This is a genomic window from Microbacterium sp. LWO12-1.2 (genome assembly GCF_040675875.1).
Classification (GTDB): domain Bacteria; phylum Actinomycetota; class Actinomycetes; order Actinomycetales; family Microbacteriaceae; genus Microbacterium.
Map to the genome: position 1 here is coordinate 3,788,204 of NZ_JBEGII010000001.1, position 20,274 is coordinate 3,808,477.

Here is a 20,274-nt window from a genome sequence, read left to right on the forward strand (position 1 = left end):
GTGAGCACGTCTATAAGCGCAATTGACTTTTCATGAACTAAGCGGTCTGTATAGCTACGGCCCGTCGACCGCAACGGAGGTGGTGACAATGATCAGCATCGATCGACTCGACTCGGAGATCATCGGACGGATGGTGAATCACGCCCGGCCAGGAATCGCAGAGCTGGCCGTCTCCCTCGGGGTCGCGCGCAACACTGTCCAGTCGCGCCTGCGCCGTCTGGAGGAATCGGGTGTGCTCGCGGGTATGCATCCGATCGTCGACCTGGAGTCGGTCGGTGTCTCGGTGCAGGCCTTCGTGGCACTCGAGCTCGACCAGCGACGGCTGCCCCGGGTCGTCGAGGAGCTCACTGATATCGCGCACGTGCTCGAGATCAACACCCAGGCGGGACGCGAAGACCTGCTCGTGCGGGTCGGCGCGGTGACGCATCGCGACCTTCAGGGCGCCATCACCCGGATGATCGAGATCGAGGGGGTGCGCAGCACCGTCACGACCATGATCGTGTCGACTCCGTTGCCGCTGCGGACTCAGCCGCTGCTGGAGCATCTCACAGCGGAGTCGGGGTTCGGCCGTTCCACTCCCGCGCCGGAGTAGCGGCACTCTTCGTCGGCGCTGCGCCTCAGCGCTTCCCGCCGACTCCCGCACGACGCAGGCGATCGGCGATCAGGATGCCGAGAGCGGTGCCGCCGAGGCAGCTGGCGATCGTCACGGCGAAGAACGCGATCTGCAGAGGCAGCGACATCGCCCCGAGGTTGAACCAGGCCCATGCCGAGAGCGGATACACGATGCCGACCGCGAGCGCGCCGAGGTAATGCATCCACGTGCCCCAGTAGTGCCACAGCACGAACAGGAACAGCAGTTCGGTGAAGGCCGCCCACCACAGGTTCGTCGCCACGCTGCCGAAGCCGTAGCCCGAGAACGGCACCAGCACGAGCCCCGCGATCAGACCGACCAGCAGCCCCACGAGCGGGCGCCGCAGCAACCGCAGCGCGATCACCGACGGCAGCAGCCACAGCCCCGCGAGCGCCATGCCGAGGAACGGCAACGGGCCGGTGAGGATCGTCGACACCCAGTTCATCGGCGCGAGCAGCACGGCACCAGCCACGCCGAGCGCGGCGCAGGTCAGGAGGATCGCGGTCGGGAAGCGGAACCGTCCCGTGCGGGGTCGATCTCGCACCGCGGAGGCTGCTGCGGGATGTGATTCCGACCCCGCATCCGCCTGCGAGGGAGAGCTCACGGCATCCGTCCCGCTCATGCGAGGGGCTCCGCTGCAGCCTCGCGGGCGGCCTTCGATGCCGGTGAGGCCGCCCCGATCTTCCAGTACCCGCAGAAGCTGACAGCGTTCTTGTCGACACCGCGTTCGCCGACCAGATGCTTGCGCACGCCGGAGGCGAGGGCCTGCTCGCCCGCGGCGTAGGCGTGGAACGGCGCATCGGGAAGCGCCGTCGTACGGAGGGCGGCGAGCGCGAGCGCACCGGGCCGCTCCTCGTACGGACGCGTGATCCACACCACATCGATGCCGGGCGGATGCGGGAACTGCAGCGCATCCTCCTCCGCGGGCGTCTCGATGATCGCGGTGCCGGTGGCGTCCGTGGGCAGTGAGGCGCAGATCGACGAGATCGCCGGCAGCGCCGTCTCATCGCCCACGAGCACCACGCGCTGCGTACCGCGCTCCGGGTTGAACGTCAGGCCCTCGTCGATGATCAGCACGTGCTCGCCGGGTGAGCAGGTCTCGGCCCAGCGCGACGCCGGACCCGCCGTGCCGTCGGCGGCAGAACCGTGGAGCACGAAGTCCACGTCGAGCTCCGCCCCTGTCTCGGCGGTCGCGGGCCGGTACGCCCGCACGCTGTAGTTGCGCATGACCGGCCGCTCGCCGTCGGGGATGCGCAGGAACTTCAGGTAGCCGAACACCTTGTTCGCCTTCGCGGGCACCCGCTCGAGCCCGGCGTCGCCGCCGATCGGCAGGAACAGGCGGAACCACTGGTCGAAGCCCATCGGGCGGAACTTGTCGATCTCCCCACCCCCGAGCGTCACGCGGACCCAGTGCGCCGACAGTTGTTCGGAACGCAGCACCGTGAGGTGGATGAGCTCCGCGGACTCGGGCTTGACCATCTTGCTGAATGCCACGGGATCGCCTTTCAGGAAAGCTGCCAGGGGAAGAACACGATGAAGATGGCCGCGGATGCCACGAGGCACACGGCGATGAAGACGGTGTCGCGCACCCGGAACGGCACCAGGTGCCGCTCGGTGCGGGTCGCATGCGCGCCGAAGGCCCGCGAGTCCATCGCGAGGGCGACGCGCTCGGCATGCCGGATCGCGCCGGCCAGCAGCGGCACGATGTAGCCCCAGCCGCGCGCGATGCGGGCGAACGGCCCACGCCCGCCGTGGTGGCCGCGCACACGATGGGCGGCACGGATGACCGACAGCTCATGGCCGAACCGCGGCACGAACCGGAACGCCGCGAGCGCGGTGTACCCGATCCGATACGGCACGCGCAGCTGTTGGATGCTGGCGCGCACCAGATCCGGTCCGCTCGTGGTGAGGCCGCCGATGAGGGCGAGGGCCACGATCGAGCCGAGACGCAGTGCGGTGGCGAACCCGATCTCGAGCGCGCCGGCGTAGAGCGTCCAGTCGCCGATGCTCAGCACGGGCTCCGTCCCCCCGACCAGCGCGGCGTCGACCCACAGCGAGAATCCGACCCCGATCGCCGCCACGCCGAGCGGCAGTGCCACCAGCAGAAGGAGCAGCAGGCGAGCGGTGAGGCGGGCGCCCACGAGGATCAGCAGGTACGCGAACGCGAGGAAGGCGAGCGGCGTCGCGAGGTCGCGCACGAAGACGAGCAGCAGCATTGCGGGGGCCACGCCCGCCACCTTGGAGAGCGGATTCAGGGCGTAGAGGAACTGGCGCCGGGAGGTCGCGACCATCGCGGCGTAGGGGTCGAAGACGATGGCGCTCACGAGTCGTCCGCCGACCGGTGGGATGCCAGCACGCGCTGCAACGCCGGGAGACGCAGACCGGCAGCCGCGAACGTCTGCTCATCGGCGAAGAGGTCGGCGGTGCGGCCGGCGGCGTGCACGCGACCGGCTTTCAGGATGACCGTGTGCGTGGCGTGCTCGGCGACCAGCTGCAGGTCGTGCGTCACGATCACGATCGTGGTGCCTTCGGCCCGCAGCCCTTCGAGCAGCGCGAGCAGCTCAGAGGCGCGGGCGCGATCCTGTCCGAAGGTCGGCTCGTCGAGCGCCAGCACCTGCGGGCGGGTGATGAGCGCCGTGCCGACCGAGAGGCGTCGCTTCTCGCCGCCGGAGAGCAGGAACGGATGCACGTCGGCCTTGTGCTCCAGTCCGAAGCGGGCGAGCATCTCCTGCACGCGTTCCGTGATCTCGGCATCCGTGATCCGTGCGTCTCCGGGTCCCTGAGTGTGGGTACCCGAGCCTGTCGAAGGGCGAAGGGTCAACCCGTGCGCGAGTTCGTCGAACACCGTGTGCGCGATGAACTGGTGTTCGGGGTTCTGGAACACGAACCCGATGTGAGCGGCGAGGTCGCGCGGAGCGGCGGTCGCCGGGTCGAGGCCGACGACGTCGACCTGTCGTCTAGGCGGTGGCACGACCCCGGCGAGTGCCTGGATGAGCGTGGTCTTGCCCGCGCCATTCGCCCCGACGATCGCGGTGAGCGTTCCCGGCGCGATGTCGAGGTCGATGCCGTGCAGGATCTCGGTGCGATGGCGTTTCACGGTCAGCCCGTGCGCGCGGATGATCGGAGCGGCGTCGGGTGCAGGGGCGGCGGCCGGCACTGCGGCAGCGCTGAACCCCTGCGCGCTGACCTCCTGCGTGCTGACCTCCTGCGTGCTGAGGGCCGTCGCCAGCTCGACGGGGGTGAGCGGAAGGGGGTCGACGCGGATGCCGTCTCCCCGCATCCGCAGGGCGGCGAGGGTCGCGGCTGGTAGCCAGACGCCCATCGCGAGCAGCTCGTCGGCGTGCGTGCGGATGATCTCGTCCGCTGGACCGTCGAACGCCACAGCGCCCTCGCGGTCGAGCACGATCGCCCGCGTGACGAAGCCCATGGCCGCGTCGAGATTGTGCTCGACCAGCAGGATCGCGCGATCCCCGGCTGCGACGACATCCGTCAGCGCGGCGTAGACGTCGTCGATGCCCTGAGGGTCGAGGTTGGCCGTCGGCTCGTCGAGCACGATCAGCGGGGAGCCCATCGCGAGTGCGCAGGCGATCGCGAGGCGTTGACGCCCGCCGCCGGAGAGCCGGTCGGGGTTCTCGTCCCGTCGCTCCCACAGGCCGACGCGGCGCAGGGAGTCCTCGGCGCGAGCGCGCACCTCGTCGAGCGGCAGTCGCAGGTTCTCGGGGCCGAACGCGACCTCGTCGTACACGGTGCCCGTGACGATCTGCGCATCGGGGTCCTGGAACACCATCGCGACATGCGTGCTCAGGGTCGCCGTGTGGGTGGTCGCGGTATCGAGCCCTCCCGCTTCGACCGTGCCCGTCATGGTCGCCGGTACCGCGTGGGGGATGAGCCCGTTCAACGCGAGCGTCAGCGTGGACTTGCCGGAACCGGAGGGGCCGAGCAGCAGTACGACCTCGCCCTGCTCGATGTCGAAGGTCACATCGCGGGGCGACGGGTGCGCGGCATCGGCGTGGGTGAGTGTGACATCACGCACGCGGAGAAGAGGCGCGGATGAGCGCACGGCGGAACCCCGGGTCGGTGGAACGTACCGTACTAACTTAGCTGAGCCTTACCTGGGTTGCCACGTCGGATCGGGGCGATCGGTGACGGGTCAGCGGCGTGCGACGCCCGCGCGACTCAGCGCGGTGCCGACGCCGAGGCCGACCGCTGTCCACCCGATCGGTCCCAGCACCGAGAGCGCCAGGTACGCGATCTGCGCCCAGAGGGGCAGCGTTCCCAGGTGCGCGGCGAAGAACACGACCACGGCCACGATGACGCCGATCACCGCGGCGGAGATGAAGAAGCGCCACGGCCCCCAGGCCCGGTAGCGGGTGAGGGCTGCGACGCCCTCCTGGATCGCGCCGAACAGCAGCGCGGTGCCGATGAAGCGCAGCGCCCAGGCCGGGTTGAAGGCGCTCGCCACGAGAGCAGCGATCAGGTGGGTGACCAGGGCGACGAGCGGGCGGCGCAGCACCTCCTGCGCGATGATCCCGGGTAGCACGTGCGATCCGAGCAGCAGGCCGTACGCCCAGGGGGCCGCGATCAGCACGACCGGGGTCAACAGCCCCGCGATGCCGCCGATGATGCCCGTCGCCACGCCGATCGCCGCGCAGACGAGCAGCACACGGGTCGACAGGACGGTTCGGGCCACGGCTCCAGCCTACTTGCGCGAGGGAGCGTCCCGGGCGGCGAGGGGCCGTGCAAAAACCCGGACGATTCGTCGTCGGCGCGGCGCGTCGGGGCGTGCCGCGCCGCGCGGATGCCGGATCGTCCGGGTTTCGCCACAGCGGGCCGCATCCGTTCGTCGCGTCGACCATGCCGCTCGTCGCAGCATCCGCTCTCCACCGCTCGTCCCTGCGCGGGAGCTTCCTAGCGTGGGACAACGCAATGATGCGCACACCGAGGAGAACCCCATGACTGCACCTTCGTCGCGCCGCCGCGACGGCGCCGGCCTCGTCGATGGCGATCCCGTCATCGTCACCGACCCGAAACTCCCCCCGGTCGCTCTGACCGACGACCACCACGAGAAGGCGAACCGCTGGACGTGGCCGAAGATCCTCATCTGGTCGGCGATCGCCCTGCTGGGCGCTGTCGCCTGGACCATGCTCGCGATCGTGCGCGGTGAGACCGTCAACGCGATCTGGTTCGTGTTCGCCGCGGTCTGCACGTACCTGATCGGGTACCGCTTCTACTCCAAGGTGATCGAGAAGTACATCACCCGCCCGGACGACCGCCGCGCTACCCCTGCCGAGGTCAAGCAGGACGGCAAGGACTACGTCCCCACCGACCGCCGTGTGCTCTACGGCCACCACTTCGCCGCCATCGCCGGTGCCGGTCCGCTCGTCGGACCCGTGCTCGCGGCGCAGATGGGATACCTCCCCGGCACGATCTGGATCATCGTGGGCGTCGTGCTCGCCGGTGCCGTGCAGGACTACACGGTCCTCTTCTTCTCTATGCGCCGCGGCGGCCGCACGATCGGGCAGATGGCGCGCCAGGAGCTCGGCCGCATCGGCGGAACCGCCGCGATCATCGCCTCGCTGCTGATCATGCTGATCATCGTCGCGATCCTCGCGCTCGTGGTCGTGAACGCCCTCGGCGAGAGCCCCTGGGGCGTCTTCTCGGTGGCGATGACCATCCCGATCGCGATCTTCATGGGCATCTACCTGCGCTTCCTGCGCCCCGGCAAGGTGACAGAGGTCTCGATCATCGGCTTCGTGCTGCTGATGGCCGCGATCATCGGCGGCGGCTGGGTCGCCGGCACCGACTGGGGACAGGCGATCTTCCACCTCGACCGCACCACGATCGCGTGGGGCATCATCATCTACGGCTTCATCGCCGCCGTGCTCCCGGTCTGGCTGCTGCTCGCTCCGCGCGACTACCTCTCCACGTTCATGAAGATCGGCGTGATCGTGATGCTCGCCGGGGCGATCATCCTGGTGCGCCCCGAGATCACAGTCCCCGCTGTCAGCATCTTCGGTGAGAACGGGATGGGTCCGGTGTTCGCCGGTCCGCTCTTCCCGTTCCTGTTCGTGACGATCGCCTGCGGCGCTCTGTCGGGCTTCCATGCGCTGATCGCCTCGGGCACGACGCCCAAGCTCATCGAGAAGGAGCGCCAGACGCGCTTCATCGGCTACGGCGGCATGCTCATGGAGTCGTTCGTCGCGATCATGGCGCTGGTCGCCGCGATCTCGATCGACCAGGGCATCTACTTCGCGATGAACGCGCCGACGGCAGCGACAGGGGGCACGGTCGAAGGGGCCGTGGCCTTCGTGAACTCGTTGGGCCTGACGGGGGTGAACCTCACACCCGAGATGCTCACGGGAACGGCCCAGGCGGTCGGCGAGGAGTCGATCGTCTCGCGCACCGGTGGCGCGCCGACCCTGGCGCTCGGACTCGCTCACATCATGCAGCAGGCACTCGGCGGCCAGGCGCTCATGGCGTTCTGGTACCACTTCGCGATCATGTTCGAGGCGCTGTTCATCCTCACCGCCGTGGATGCCGGAACCCGCGTGGCCCGCTTCATGCTGCAGGACTCGATCGGCGCCTGGTTCCCCAAGTTCCGTGACGTCTCCTGGCGCCCCGGCGTCTGGATCTGCACCGCGATCATGGTGGCCGGCTGGGGAGCGATCCTCATCCTCGGCGTCACCGACCCGCTCGGTGGCATCAACACCTTCTTCCCGCTGTTCGGCATCGCGAACCAGCTGCTCGCCGCGATCGCGCTCGCCGTGGTGATGGCCATCGTCGCCAAGCGCGGCAAGAGCTACATCAAGTGGCTGTGGATCATCGGGCTGCCGCTCGCGTTCACCGCGGTCGTCACGATCACGGCCTCGCTGTACAAAATCCTCTCCCCGGTTCCGGCGATCGGCTACTGGGCGAACCACTTCAAGTACGTGGCCGCCCGTGACAGCGGAGACACCTCGCTCGGAGCGCCCGAAGTGCTCGAAGCGGTCATCCGCAACACCGCGGTGCAGGGCACCCTGTCGATCATCTTCGTCACGCTCGCGATCATCGTGATGATCGCCGCTGTGGTCGTGACGATCACGGCGATCCGCAACGGCGGCGGCGAGAACACCGAGGAGACCCCGGTCGCGTCGCGGCGCTTCGCCCCTGCCGGGTTCCTTCCCACCGCGACCGAGCGCGAGCTCGAGAAGCAGTGGGAGCCGATCCTCGCGGATGAGCGCAAGGCGTCGACGCACTGAGATGGTCATCATGACGAACCGGACGGATGCCGCGACCACCCCACTGCGCGCGCTGCTCAGCGTCGTGGTGCGGGTCGGCCGCGGCATCCGCTGGTACATGACGACCCTGATGGGCGACACCGCCTATGCGACCTACGTCACGCATCATCACCGGCAGCATCCGGACGAGGAGCCGATGACCGAGCGTCAGTTCTGGCGGCAGCGGATGGACGACCAAGACCGCAATCCCGGTGCTCGCTGCTGCTGACCCGGCCGGGGGCCTCGCCGATATGGCGGCCGGTGTCAGGTTCTGCGGCCGGATTCTGGCTGTCTGGCCGCAGAACCTGCGCGGGGCCGCAGAACTTCAGGGCCCGTCTGGCCGCAGAACCTAGGCTGAACCCATGACCGACGTCGTTCTCGCCGCTGTGCTGGGCGTGCTCGGCGGCATCGTCCTGACGGTGCTGCTGCTGCTCGCACGCCGGCTCGCGCGCGGAGCGGCCGACCTCGGCAGCGACGCGGAGCAGGCGGCCCTACGCGCTCTGCACCACGCGAGCCTGGCGGCCCCGCACCTGCGCGGAGGACTCTCGACGCCCGAGGTCGTGAAGGCGGCGCGGCATCTGCGGGTGCTGCTCGGCAGCACGGCGGTCGCGATCGTCGGCGACGATGACGCGGTCGCGTTCGACGGTGCGTCCGACGGCTTGGAGCCCAGCGCGGTGCGCATCGCCGAGCGGGTCAGGGCGTCCGGTCGTCGGCAGGTCTTCCCTGCATCCGGGGACCACGATCACCTGGAAGGTGTCGGGGCGCCGATCCTCGTCGACGGACAGGTGATCGGCGTGGTCGTCGCATTCGCGGCACCGGTGCGCGCGGCCCTCGTGCGGGCGGCGGAGGAGGTCGCCGACTGGTGCGCGGCCCAGGTCGAACTCGGTGGTCTCGATGCCTCCCGCACGCAGCTGGCCGAGGCCGAGCTGCGCTCACTGCGTGCGCAGATCTCTCCGCACTTCATCTACAACGCCCTCACCGCGATCGCCTCGTTCATCCTCACCGATCCCGCCCGCGCGCGGGAGCTCGTGCTCGAGTTCGCCGACTTCACGCGCTACTCCTTCCGTCGTCAGGGCGAGTTCACGACGCTCGCCGAGGAGCTCGGCAGCATCCACTCCTACCTGGAGCTCGAACGCGCGCGGTTCGGCGAGCGGCTGCGGGTCACGCTGCAGATCGCGCCGGAGACCCTCGCCACCGTCATCCCCTTCCTCTCGGTGCAGCCGCTCGTCGAGAATGCGGTGCGGCACGGCCTGGAGCCGGGCGAAGGGGGAGGGGAGATCCGCATCTCCTCACGCGACGACGGCACCCACACCGAGATCACGGTCGAAGACGACGGCATCGGGATGGATCCGGAGGGACTGCGGGCGGTGCTCACGGCGGGCGACGAGGGCGTGCATGTGGGGCTGCGCAACGTCGACACGCGGCTGCGGCAGCTGTACGGCACCGACGGGGGACTGGTCGTCGAGACGAACACGGGCGCGGGTACCCTGGTGCGCATGCGGGTGCCGAAGTCGCAGCCGCTGAACGATCCGGACAACGACTGAGATGCTCCGGACAATGACTGAGATGCTCCGGACAACGAGTGGGGTGCGCTCATGATCGACGTCCTCGTCGCCGACGACGAGCAGCCCGCGCTCGACGAGCTCGTGCACCTGCTGCGCAGCGATGACCGCATCGGTGACATCCTCACGGCGAGCAGCGGAGCGGATGCCCTGCGCCAGCTGTCGGAGCGCGTCGTGCAGATCGCCTTCCTCGACATCCACATGCCAGGGCTCCTCGGCACCGAGCTCGCGCGCGCCTTCCTCGCTCTCGCCGAGCCGCCCGCCGTGGTGTTCGTGACCGCAGACGAGGCCCGTGCCGTGGAGGCCTTCGAGCTGCGCGCGGCGGACTACCTGCTCAAACCGGTGCGGTCCGAGCGCCTGCGTCGGGCGATCGACCGTGTGGTCGAGCTCGGCGAGACCGCCGCCTCCGGAGACGAGGAGGCGATCCCCGTCACGGTGGGCTCCGCCGTGCGCTTCGTGCATCGGCGCGACGTGCGCTGGGTGCAGGCGCAGGGCGACTACTCCCGGCTGCACACCGACGACGGGTCTGGGCATCTCGTGCGCATCCCGATCTCCGAGCTCGAGACGCGGTGGACGGATGCCGGGTTCATCCGCATCCACCGCTCCTGGATGGTGCGCAGCTCGGCCGTGACCGAGGTGCGGCTGTCCGGTGCGGAGCCCTCCGTGTCCGTCGGCGCGATCGCCTTGCCCGTCAGTCGTCGTCTGGTGCCGAGCGTGCGCGACGCCCTGCTGCGCGGGGAGACCCCCGGATGACCGACGTGCCTCCGCGCGAGACCCCCAAGCGCGTCCGGGTGACCGCTGACCTCCCGCCCCGGCGACCCGCCGCGCTCACGCGGGGGATCGCCCTCCCCGGAGCCCCGGCGGACGAGGCGGATGCCGTCTACGCGCGCGCTCTCCTGCGCAGTCAGCTGCGGCTGGCGCTCGGCACCATCGCGGGCTTCGTGCTGGTCGTGGTGGCCATGGCGTTGGCGATCGCGCTGATCCCCGAGATGGATCGGATCGTGGTCTGGGACGTGCCGCTGTCGTGGCTGCTGCAGGCGTACGCGTTCTACCCGGTCATCCTCGTCTTCGCGATCCTGTACGCGCGCACCGCGGCGCGGAACGAGCGTCGGTACCGCGCCCTCCGGGACCGCGAATGAACGCGGTCATGGACCTGGTGGGCGTCGGTCTCGTCATCATCGCGACTCTGCTGATCGGCGTCTACGGGCTGAAGGTCTCGCGCACGACCGGCGACTTCTTCGTCGCCTCGCGCACCGTGCGGCCGGTGTGGAACGCCTCGGCGATCAGCGGCGAGTACCTCTCGGCCGGCACGTTCCTCGGCCTCTCCGGACTCGTGCTGCTCGACGGCGCCCGCGGCTTCTGGTTCCCGATCGGCTACGCGGCCGGCTACCTGCTGGTGCTGGTGTTCGTGGCGGCTCCCCTGCGCCGCAGCGGCGCCTACACGATCCCCGACTTCATCGAGGCGCGGCTCGAATCGGCCGCGGCGCGGCGGGTGACGAGCCTGGCCGTGCTGATCATCGGCTGGTTGTACATCGTGCCGCAGCTGCACGGCGCCGGCATCACCCTGGTCGTGGTCGCCGGGCTGCCGGAGTGGGTGGGCGCGGTGACGGTCGCTGTGCTGGTCGCGGCGTCCGTCGCGGCCGGCGGCATGCGCGCGATCACGTATGTGCAGGCCTTCCAGTACTGGCTCAAGCTCACGGCTCTCCTGGTGCCGGTCGTCTTCATCGCCTTCGCGCTCAGCAACGGCCCGCACGACTTCGACCCCGCGCTGGTGTTCCCGGCAGAGGCAGGGCCGTCCGGGTTCGACGCGTATGAATCGGCATCGCTCCTGTTGGCGCTGCTGCTGGGCACCATGGGGCTGCCGCACGTGCTGGTGCGCTTCTACACGAGCCCGACCGGGGCATCCGCTCGTCGCACGACCGTGATCGCGATCGCGATGGTGAGTGCGTTCTACGCCGTCTCGAGCACGATGGGCCTGCTGGCGCGGATCGCCGCTCCCGACCTCGCAGCGCCGGGCGTCGCCGACACGGTCGTGCTGCTGCTGCCCTCGCGGGTCTTCCCCGGTGTCGTCGGTGAGCTGCTCACTGCGCTCATCGTGGCCGGGGCCTTCGCGGCGTTCCTGGCCACCTCGGCCGGGCTCGTGGTGTCGCTCGCCGGAGTCATCAGCCAGGACGTGTTCTCCGGCTCCGTGCGCTCATTCCGACTGTCGGCGCTGCTGTGCGCTCTGGTGCCGCTCGCGGTCGCGCTGCTCACTGCTCCGGCCGGACTGGTCTCGAGCGTCGGCGTGGTGTTCGTCATCGCGGCATCCACCCTGTCTCCCGTCGTGCTGCTCGGTGTGTGGTGGCGCGGTCTCACGGCTCGCGGGGCGGTCGCCGGCATGGTGTCCGGCGGCCTCGCGGCGGGGCTCGCGCTGCTGGTGCACGCCGCGATCGACGGCGTCGGGGTGGCCGCGCCCTACCTCGCGCAGCCGGCGGCGTGGACCATCCCGCTGGCCACCGCGGTCACGGTCGTCGTCTCGCTGTTCGATCCGCGAGGGGCGTCGCCGCGCACCGACCGGTTCCTCGCGCGGGTGCACACGCCCGACCGCGGGTGAGCGTAGGCGGTCGGCCGTTAGAGCTTGCGTCCGCGGGGCATCAGCCGTACGTCGGGCAGCGGCGGGGCGGGGATGCGCACTTCGTGACCGTCGACCGCGCCGAACCGTGTCGGCTCGGCGCCGGCCGACGACTCGGACTCCCAGTCCGCACGGGCGGCGGCGATCTCGTCGTGCGTGCGTCCGGCGAAGTTCCACCACATCACGATCTCGTCTTCGAACGGCTCGCCGCCGAGGAGGAACAGCAGGGCGCCGTCGGTCGACGACACCTCCACCTCGTGGCGCGAGTCGCCCAGATAGAGCAGTTCGTTGCGCGGCATCGGATGCTCCGCCACCACCACGTCGCCCTCGACGAGCATCACGGCGTGCTCCCACTGCGCACGCAGCGGCAGCCGCACGCGCGACCCCGCGGGAACCACGATCTCGGCGCCGACGATCGGCGTGTGCACGGTCGCGGGTGAGGCGACGCCGGCGAACTCCCCGAGCACGACCGTGGCGTCGGCATCCGCGCCTGCGTCGGCGGTGAGCGTGAGGCCGGGAAGGTCGACGTGCCGCTCGAACCCGGCCGCGCCGTGGCGGGCGGACTCCGGCAGCACGACCCAGAACTGCAGCGCGTCGAGGGGGATCGGATCCTCGCCGATCGAATACTCCGAGTGCGAGATGCCGTTTCCGGCCGTCATCAGGTTCAACTGCCCGCGGCGCAGGTCGGCGTCGCTGCCGAGCGAGTCGCGGTGCCGGATCTCGCCGACCAGCGGCCAGGTCACGGTCTGCAGCCCGATGTGCGGATGCGGCTCCACCCGCATGCGCGTGTCGGCGGGGCCGAACCGGTCGAGGAAGCACCAGGCGCCGATCGTCGGCAGGTTGCGGTGCGGCAGCGCGCGCAGCACCGTCATGCCGCGGACTCCGCCGAGCGGCACCTCGCGGGGCTCGAGCACGAGCCGGTGCGGGCCGATCATCACGCGCCTGCAGCCTCGACGCCGTCGTCCGGTGCGGCGGCATCCGGTGTGCGTGGCCACCGGATCTCGGCGCCCGAGATCTCGTGCGTCTCGAGGTAGCGGGCGATGTAGGGGCACAGCGGCACGATCGCGTCGCCGGATGCCGCGGCATCCGCCAGCGCGTAGGCGGCGAGCTTTCCGGCGAGACCCTGGCCCTGGAACGCGGGATCGACCTCGGTGTGGGTGAAGCGGATCGATCCGGGGCGCAGGTCGAACTCGGCGAAGCCCGCGAGCGTGCCGTCGGAGCGGATCTCGTAGCGCGATGCGTCGTCGTTGCGGGTGACGGTGATGTTGGTCATCGGGGCTCCTTCTGGCGTCTCCGTCCAACCTACGCCCGGCGGGAGCGACCCGGTCGTCCCTGACGGTGAGGGGTCAAGACACGCCGTTGCGCGTGGCTCCGGCGCGGCGTGTCTTGACCCCTCACCGGGCGGATGGGAGCGAGGTCGGTGAGGGTCGTTACGCTGGAGGGATGCCGCAGACTCCCCGTGACCCGTACGCGGATCTGCCGTACGCCGATGAGCCCTACGACGACGGCTGGGAGTCGTCCGCGCCGCCGGAGCCGATGGACTGGGAACCCCAGGGGGCCGGCTACCAACCTCCCCTCGACTGGGGTCCAGGGCCGACGACCCTGGTCGCACCGCCTGTCGCTCCCGCCACTCCTGCCGTCCGTCGGGCGACGCCGAGCCGGTACGCCACGGCGCGCGAGGCCCTGCACACGGTCTTCGGCTACGACGAGTTCCGCGGCGAACAGGCCGCGATCGTCGACCAGGTGATCGGCGGCGGCGATGCCATCGTGCTCATGCCCACCGGCGCGGGCAAGAGCATCACGTTCCAGGTTCCGGCGCTGGTGCGCGAGGGCACGGGACTCGTGATCAGCCCGCTGATCGCCCTGATGCACGACCAGGTCGACGCGCTGCGCGCCAACGGCGTGAAGGCCGCGTACCTGAACTCGACGCAGTCCTCGCAGGAGCGCGGCGAGGTCGAGCGCGCGTACGTCGCCGGTGAGCTCGACCTGATCTACGTCGCCCCGGAGCGTTTGTCGAACGCGTCGACCACGGCGCTGCTGCAGCGGGGAACCCTCAGCGTGATCGCGATCGACGAGGCGCACTGCGTATCGCAGTGGGGCCACGACTTCCGCCCCGATTACCTGATGCTCGGCGATCTGGGGGAGCGGTTCCCCGGTGTCCCGCGCATGGCGCTCACCGCGACCGCGACGCGCGCCACGCATCAGGAGATGACCGAGCGCCTGCGCCTCGGCGATGCGAAGCACTTCGTGGCGAGTTTCGACCGCCCGAACATCCAGTACCGCATCGTGCCCAAGGTCGACCCGCGCAAGCAGCTCGTCGCCTTCATCCGCTCACAGGACTCCGGCTCAGGCACGCAGCCGTGCGGCATCGTCTACGCTCTCAGCCGCAAATCGGTCGAGCAGACGGCGACCTATCTCGCCGCTCAGGGATTCGACGCGCTGCCGTATCACGCGGGTCTTCCGGCCGAGGTGCGCGCCGCCAACCAGGCGCGGTTCCTCCGCGAAGACGGCATCGTCATGGTCGCGACCATCGCGTTCGGCATGGGCATCGACAAGCCCGACGTCCGGTTCGTGGCGCACATCGACCTCCCGAAGTCGGTCGAGGGTTACTACCAGGAGACCGGTCGCGCCGGTCGCGACGGTGAGCCCTCGATCGCCTGGATGGCGTACGGGCTCGGCGATGTCGTGCAGCAGCGCCGCCTCATCGACCAGAGCCCCGGCGACCGCACGTTCAAGATGCGGATGGGGCAGCACCTCGACGCGATGCTCGCGCTGTGCGAGACGGTGGAGTGCCGTCGGCAGAACCTGCTCGGCTACTTCGGCCAGGAGTCGCAGCCCTGCGGCAACTGCGACACGTGCCTGGAGGACACCGCGACCTTCGACGGGCTCGTGCCCGCTCAGAAGCTGCTCTCGACGATCGTGCGGCTCAAGCGCGAGCGCAATCAGTCGTTCGGCGCCGGGCACCTGATCGACATCCTGCGCGGAGCCTCGACCGAGCGCATCCGTCAGCAGGGTCACGACAAGCTCGCGACCTACGGCATCGGCGCCGACCTCTCCGACCAGGACTGGCGCAGCGTCGTGCGGCAGCTGCTCGCCCGCGGCATCCTCGTCGCCCAGGGAGACTACGGCACCCTCGCGCCCGGTGAGCAGGCGGCCGGAGTGCTGCGCGGCGAGACCCCCGTTCCTCTGCGCAAAGACACGATCGGCCGTCCGACCACGGCGACTCGTGCCCGCAAGGCGTCGGCCGCCGATGCGCTCGCCGAGGGTGACCGGCCGCTGTTCGAGGCGCTGCGGGTGTGGCGCGCCGAGACCGCGCGCGAGCAGGGCGTTCCCGCGTACATCGTGTTCGGCGATGCGACGCTGCGTGCGCTGGCCGAGCATCGTCCGGCATCCCTCGCCGACCTCGACGGCATCACCGGCATCGGTGCGAAGAAGCGCGAGGCCTACGGCGACGGTGTGATCGCGGTGGTCGCCGCGAACTGAGAGCAGCCGCCTCATCGCCCGAGCTCTGGGGGAACGTGTGCGCAGCCATGCCGTGTGGCCGCCCCGAAGTTGGCACCTGTTGTCGCTGTGGTGCGCCCTTCCGGCGTGAGGTGTCAACTTCTTCCGAGGGGGGGAGTTGAGGGGGCTGGGAGGGTTCAGCGTGCGGGCAGCACGTCCTCGAGATGGACGCGCAGCTGCTCGGCGATGTCGACCGCTTCCCGGTCGTAGAGCCATTGGTACTGGAGGCCGTCCCACATCGCGATCAGCCACAGCGCCTCGTGGGCGGGGTCGCGGTGCGCGGGGAGATCGCCGTCGACCTGGGCAAGGCGGAACAGCTCGGTGAAGTAGGCGACGACGTCGGCGAAGCGGGTGGCGAAGTAGTCGTGGGCGGGATGCCCGGCCGGCACGGCCTCGCACGACAGCACGGCGTACACCTCGATCAGACCCGGTTCATCCCGAGAGCTGCGCGCTGCCCCGTCGGGGAGGCTCCGCAGCAGGTCGCCGGCCGAGCAGACGCCCGCGACCTCCTGGTGCAGGCTGATCGCCCCGTCGCGCTCGGCGAGCACGGCGCTGAGCAGCACGTCCTTCGAGGGGTAGTGGTGCAGGAGGGTCGACTTCGACACCCCGACAGCCTCGGCGATGTCGCGCAGGCTGGTGTCGCCGTAGCCGTCGCGCGCGAAGAGGCGCATGGCGTCCGCGACGATCTGCGTGCGCCGGCGGCGGCCGACCGCGTACCCCGGATCCGTTTCGACTGTGGCCGTGGCCGGAAGCTCCGGAAGAGGGCCGGCGGGCTCCTCGGAGGATTCGACGTCGTCATCCGGATCCCGCCACCCGAGCGGCATCGCCCAGAGACTCTCGCGCTCCTCGAGCATCTCGACCACGTCGACCTGCCCCGGCAGGTACTGCGACAGCAGCTGCAGCCCGTCCCACCCGGCCGTGTGCCGCACTGTCTCCCCGTCGACGTCGCGGTCGGAGGCGATCACGCCGTGGTACTTCGCGTCTTCCAGCACGTCGGCACTGAGCGCGCGCAACCGGGCGTAGCGCTCCCGCATCCGTGCGTGTGCGGGGTGCGCAGGAGCGGATGCCTCGCCCGTGAGGGCGGCGAACAATTCGAGGTATCCCTCGGTGTGGGCGTTGCGTTCGGCGAGGGCCGCGAAGATCAGATCACCGGGCTCCGAGGCGGCGGCGATGTCGCTGAACACCGCCTCGTTGTCGGCCTCCAGCTCGGCCACGACCTCGGCGAGCAGCTCGTCCTTCGAGGCGAAGTGCCCGAGGAGGCCGGGATGGCTGACGGATGCGGCGGCGGCGATGTCGCGTAGAGAGGTCGAGCGATATCCGTGGCTGACGAACAGGTCGTGCGCCGCGGCCAGGATGCGCTGTCGCGTGGCGGAAGCCTGCGCGTGCCGTGAGCCGGCCGTCGTGGTCGTCATCGCTTGCCCCCTCCTGCATCCTATCCTCGCTCATTACCAATCGGTCTAGATTCACTTACCAAACGGTCGAGTTTCGTGTATCTTCTTCCCAGAGCCGCGTCGCCCGATGACGTGCGGCACCCTGAAAGGACCCTCATGACAGAGCTGTCATCCGCCGCCAACGCGGCCGCGGTCGGTACCACCGGATTCAAAGCGCCGGGAACCACTCCGCCCCGCACCCCGCGCGGCTACACGCCCGGCCTCGCCGCCGTGAACTTCGGCGTCTATCTCGCCCTTCTCACCCCGGTCATGGTGTCGATGGCCTTCAAGATCCAGCACCTCGATCCCACGAACACCGAGGGCAGCCTCGGGTTGGTGATGGGAGTCGGCGCCGCGTTCGCGCTCATCGCGAACCCGCTGGTCGGACGACTCTCCGACCGCACAACCTCGCGCTGGGGTATGCGTCGCCCGTGGATCCTCGGCGGCGCGATCGTCGGTCTCGGCGGCTTCGCGATCATCGGTGCCGCGAGCTCGGTGTGGATGGTGCTCCTCGCCTGGTGCCTGGTGCAGACCTCGATGAATGCGGTTCTCGCCGCAGCCAACGCCACACTTCCCGATCAGGTGCCGGTCAGCAGTCGAGGCAAGGTCTCGGGCGTCGTCGGCATCACGACCCCGATCGGTATCCTCGCCGGCAGCTTCATCGTGAACTTCCTTCCCGGCGACTTCGAGCGCTTCGTGGTTCCCGGCGTGATCGCCTTGATCCTCGCGTTCGTGTTCGTCCTGACCTTGAAGGACCGTCGGCTCACCGAGAAGCCCGCTGAGCGTTTCACGGCGCGCATGTTCTTCAGCTCGTTCGTGTTCAACCCCCGCAAGCACCCCGACTTCGGGTGGACCTGGCTGACGAAGTTCTTCGTGATGTTCGGATACGCGGGCATCGCGACCTTCCTCCCGCTCTACCTCGTCACGAAGTTCGCGCTCGACGAGCAGGGCGCGGTCGGAACGATCCTCATCGCCAACCTGGCTTCGATGGCGGCGATGGCGATCTCCGCACCGCTCGGCGGGTTCCTCTCCGACAAGATCGGCAAGCGCCGTCCGTTCGTCGCCATCGCCGGTGTGGTCATGGTCGTGGGTCTCGTCATCCTCGCCATCGCCCCCGACATCACCACCGTGATCATCGCGCAGGCGATCATCGGCCTGGGCGCCGGTTCCTTCCTCTCCGTCGATCTCGCCCTCGCGACCGAGGTGCTGCCCAACCCCGCCGACACCGCCAAGGACCTCGGCGTGCTCAACATCGCCAACGCCCTGCCGCAGTCGATCGCCCCCGCGATCGCCCCCAGCATCATCGCCCTCGGCGCAGCGACACCCCTCGGCGGCTACACCACCTGGTACCTCTTCGGCGCGCTGGTCGCGCTGGCCGGTGCCGTTCTCGTCTACCGCATCAAGGGAGTCAAGTGACCATGACAGACGCCACCACAGCGACAGCGACCCGTCCCTGGCTCGACGCGAGCCTGCCCGTCGACGAGCGCGTGCAGCTGCTGCTCGACGAGATGACGATCGAGGAGAAGGCCGGGCTCTTCTTCCACACGATGATCGCGATCGGCGACCTCGATGAGGCGAACCCGATCTTCGGCACCCCCAGCGCGCGCGACTTCGTCGAGAAGAAGCAGATGACGCACTTCAACCTGCTCGGCGCCGCACCGACCGGACGCGAGATCGCCGCCTGGCAGAACGCGGTGCAGCGGCTCGCGGCCTCGACGCGCCTCGGCATCCCCGTGACGCTGTCGACCGACCCGCGCCACTCGTTCAGCGAGAATCCCGGTGCGTCGATCCTCGCCGGTCCCTTCTCACAGTGGCCGGAGACCCTCGGCCTCGCAGCGACACGGGATGCTGGACTGGTGGAGCGCTTCGCCGACATCGCCCGCCAGGAGTACACGGCGGTCGGGCTTCGCGTCGCGCTGCATCCGCAGGTCGACCTCGCCACCGAGCCGCGCTGGGCACGCCAGACGGCCACGTTCGGGGAGGATGCGGAGCTGTCCGGTGCGCTCGGCGCCGCGTACATCCGTGGATTCCAGGGCGCGGCCTTCGGTCCAGGCTCGGTCTCGACCATGACCAAGCACTTTCCCGGGGGCGGTCCGCAGAAGGACGGCGAGGACCCGCACTTCCCGTACGGCCGCGAGCAGGTCTACCCGGGCGGGGAGTTCGAGCTGCACCTCAAGCCGTTCGAGGATGCGCTCGCCGCCGGCACCCGCCAGATGATGCCCTACTACGGCATGCCGGTCGGGACCGAGTACGAAGAGGTCGGGTTCGGCTTCAACCGGTCCGTGATCACGGGGCTGCTGCGTGAGCGCTACGGCTTCGACGGACTCGTCTGCACGGACTGGGGTCTGATCAACGACTCCGAGATCTTCGGCCAGCCCTTCCCGGCGCGTGCCTGGGGCGTGGAGGAGCTCACGCCGCGCGAGCGCATGAAGAAGGTGCTGGACGCGGGTGTCGACCAGTTCGGCGGCGAGGACTGCCCCGAGCTGCTGCTCGCGCTCGTCGCCGACGGTGAAGTCACAGAGGAGCGTCTCGACGTGTCGGCTCGGCGCCTGCTGCGCGAGAAGTTCGAGCTCGGTCTGTTCGAGAACCCGTTCGTCGATGAGGATGCCGCGGACGAGGTCGTCGGCCGTGCGGAGTTCCGCGCCGCCGGCGAACAGGCCCAGCGCGCCTCGATCACCGTGCTCACGAACCAGGGCGCGCTGCCGTTCGCGCCCGGGCTGAAGCTCTACGTCGAGGGTGTCGACGCTGCGGTGGCGTCGACGTACGGCGAGGTCGTCTCGACTCCCGCGGAGGCGGACCTCGCGGTCATCCGACTGCAGGCTCCTTTCGAGGAGCGCGAGACGATGTTCGAGAACTTCTTCCACGCCGGCTCGCTCGACTTCGACGGCGAGGTGGTCGCGCACGTGCGTGCGGTCGCCGCAGCCGTGCCGACCGTGGTCGACGTGCTCGCGGATCGGCCGCCGATCCTGACCCCGCTCGTGGATGCCGCCGCGGCCGTGACCGTGAACTGGGGCGCGTCAGGTGCGGCACTGCTCGACGTGCTCAGTGGTGCGTTCGCGGCGCAGGGCGCGCTGCCGTTCGACCTGCCGCGGTCGATGGCCGCGGTCGAGGCATCCGCCCCCGATGTGCCGTTCGACACCGAGGATCCGCTGTTCCGCTTCGGCCACGGACTGTCGCTGTAAGAGGCCGCTGTTCGCCAGGCGACGGGCATCCTGTCGCCTGGCGACAATGCGGGGCGGGGGCGCGGCGGGATGATGTTGGAGGATGCCGACAGGTGACTTCA

The 20,274-nt window shown here is 69.8% G+C and carries 18 protein-coding genes; 10 read left to right on the forward strand and 8 right to left on the reverse strand.

Features of this window, described 5'->3' with window-relative positions:
- Positions 1-88: 88 nt before the first annotated feature.
- Positions 89-592 carry an Lrp/AsnC family transcriptional regulator gene (locus tag MRBLWO12_RS18115; RefSeq protein ID WP_363558012.1) on the forward strand — a complete coding sequence of 168 codons (504 nt, stop codon included), beginning with the start codon at positions 89-91 and terminating at the stop codon, positions 590-592.
- A 25-nt stretch (positions 593-617) separates the two neighbouring features.
- Here the strand turns inward: MRBLWO12_RS18115 and MRBLWO12_RS18120 are convergent, their stop codons facing one another.
- The 5 genes from MRBLWO12_RS18120 to MRBLWO12_RS18140 all read right to left on the reverse strand — a co-directional run bounded on the left by MRBLWO12_RS18120 (position 618) and on the right by MRBLWO12_RS18140 (position 5,321).
- Positions 618-1,253, reverse strand: coding sequence for an ECF transporter S component (locus tag MRBLWO12_RS18120; RefSeq protein WP_363558014.1), 636 nt, complete (start codon positions 1,251-1,253; stop codon positions 618-620).
- A complete protein-coding gene (locus MRBLWO12_RS18125) occupies positions 1,250-2,125 on the reverse strand; it encodes a siderophore-interacting protein (RefSeq protein WP_363558016.1) in 876 nt (291 codons plus the stop codon). Before MRBLWO12_RS18125 ends, MRBLWO12_RS18120 begins: the two co-directional genes overlap by 4 nt.
- Positions 2,126-2,136: 11 nt before the next feature.
- Complete coding sequence (locus MRBLWO12_RS18130; protein ID WP_414685496.1) at positions 2,137-2,955, reverse strand: energy-coupling factor transporter transmembrane component T; 819 nt, start codon at positions 2,953-2,955, stop codon at positions 2,137-2,139.
- Positions 2,952-4,664 carry an ABC transporter ATP-binding protein gene (locus tag MRBLWO12_RS18135; protein ID WP_414685497.1) on the reverse strand — a complete coding sequence of 571 codons (1,713 nt, stop codon included), beginning with the start codon at positions 4,662-4,664 and terminating at the stop codon, positions 2,952-2,954. The genes MRBLWO12_RS18130 and MRBLWO12_RS18135 overlap by 4 nt, the downstream gene beginning before the upstream one ends.
- Positions 4,665-4,781: 117 nt before the next feature.
- Positions 4,782-5,321 carry an ECF transporter S component gene (locus tag MRBLWO12_RS18140; RefSeq protein WP_363558020.1) on the reverse strand — a complete coding sequence of 180 codons (540 nt, stop codon included), beginning with the start codon at positions 5,319-5,321 and terminating at the stop codon, positions 4,782-4,784.
- A 262-nt stretch (positions 5,322-5,583) separates the two neighbouring features.
- Here MRBLWO12_RS18140 and MRBLWO12_RS18145 point away from each other — a divergent pair, with 262 nt between their 5' ends.
- The 6 genes from MRBLWO12_RS18145 to MRBLWO12_RS18170 all read left to right on the forward strand — a co-directional run bounded on the left by MRBLWO12_RS18145 (position 5,584) and on the right by MRBLWO12_RS18170 (position 12,042).
- A complete protein-coding gene (locus MRBLWO12_RS18145; RefSeq protein ID WP_363558022.1) occupies positions 5,584-7,869 on the forward strand; it encodes a carbon starvation CstA family protein in 2,286 nt (761 codons plus the stop codon).
- A gap of 10 nt (positions 7,870-7,879) precedes the next feature.
- Positions 7,880-8,116, forward strand: coding sequence for a YbdD/YjiX family protein (locus MRBLWO12_RS18150; RefSeq protein ID WP_363558024.1), 237 nt, complete (start codon positions 7,880-7,882; stop codon positions 8,114-8,116).
- Positions 8,117-8,249: 133 nt separating this feature from the next.
- A complete protein-coding gene (locus MRBLWO12_RS18155) occupies positions 8,250-9,431 on the forward strand; it encodes a sensor histidine kinase (protein ID WP_363558026.1) in 1,182 nt (393 codons plus the stop codon).
- 51 nt (positions 9,432-9,482) lie between these two features.
- Entirely contained in the window at positions 9,483-10,202 is a 720-nt protein-coding gene (locus tag MRBLWO12_RS18160) for a LytR/AlgR family response regulator transcription factor (protein ID WP_363558028.1), read from the forward strand.
- Positions 10,199-10,588, forward strand: coding sequence for a heavy metal transporter (locus MRBLWO12_RS18165; protein ID WP_363558030.1), 390 nt, complete (start codon positions 10,199-10,201; stop codon positions 10,586-10,588). The genes MRBLWO12_RS18160 and MRBLWO12_RS18165 overlap by 4 nt, the downstream gene beginning before the upstream one ends.
- Positions 10,585-12,042 (forward strand): cation acetate symporter, encoded by a 1,458-nt coding sequence (locus MRBLWO12_RS18170; RefSeq protein ID WP_363558032.1) that lies wholly within the window; start codon positions 10,585-10,587, stop codon positions 12,040-12,042. The genes MRBLWO12_RS18165 and MRBLWO12_RS18170 overlap by 4 nt, the downstream gene beginning before the upstream one ends.
- A 17-nt stretch (positions 12,043-12,059) precedes the next feature.
- Here the strand turns inward: MRBLWO12_RS18170 and MRBLWO12_RS18175 are convergent, their stop codons facing one another.
- Together MRBLWO12_RS18175 and MRBLWO12_RS18180 are read right to left on the reverse strand one after the other, a co-directional pair.
- Positions 12,060-12,995 (reverse strand): pirin family protein, encoded by a 936-nt coding sequence (locus tag MRBLWO12_RS18175; protein ID WP_363558654.1) that lies wholly within the window; start codon positions 12,993-12,995, stop codon positions 12,060-12,062.
- Positions 12,995-13,333, reverse strand: a complete 339-nt coding sequence (locus MRBLWO12_RS18180; RefSeq protein ID WP_363558034.1) for a GNAT family N-acetyltransferase — start codon at positions 13,331-13,333, stop codon at positions 12,995-12,997. Before MRBLWO12_RS18180 ends, MRBLWO12_RS18175 begins: the two co-directional genes overlap by 1 nt.
- A 170-nt stretch (positions 13,334-13,503) precedes the next feature.
- Here MRBLWO12_RS18180 and recQ point away from each other — a divergent pair, with 170 nt between their 5' ends.
- Positions 13,504-15,543: a DNA helicase RecQ gene (gene recQ, locus MRBLWO12_RS18185; RefSeq protein ID WP_363558036.1), complete on the forward strand. Its 2,040-nt coding sequence runs from the start codon at positions 13,504-13,506 to the stop codon at positions 15,541-15,543.
- Positions 15,544-15,698: 155 nt separating this feature from the next.
- Here recQ and MRBLWO12_RS18190 read toward each other — a convergent pair whose 3' ends face one another.
- The gene (locus tag MRBLWO12_RS18190; RefSeq protein ID WP_363558038.1) at positions 15,699-16,973 is read right to left on the reverse strand and encodes a TetR/AcrR family transcriptional regulator; all 1,275 of its coding nucleotides are present in this window, start codon (positions 16,971-16,973) and stop codon (positions 15,699-15,701) included.
- A gap of 135 nt (positions 16,974-17,108) precedes the next feature.
- On the opposite strand from MRBLWO12_RS18190, the gene MRBLWO12_RS18195 reads away from it, so the two are divergent.
- Both MRBLWO12_RS18195 and MRBLWO12_RS18200 read left to right on the forward strand, forming a co-directional pair.
- A complete protein-coding gene (locus MRBLWO12_RS18195) occupies positions 17,109-18,407 on the forward strand; it encodes an MFS transporter (protein WP_363558040.1) in 1,299 nt (432 codons plus the stop codon).
- A gap of 2 nt (positions 18,408-18,409) precedes the next feature.
- Positions 18,410-20,173: a glycoside hydrolase family 3 protein gene (locus tag MRBLWO12_RS18200; protein ID WP_363558656.1), complete on the forward strand. Its 1,764-nt coding sequence runs from the start codon at positions 18,410-18,412 to the stop codon at positions 20,171-20,173.
- Positions 20,174-20,274: the final 101 nt, after the last annotated feature.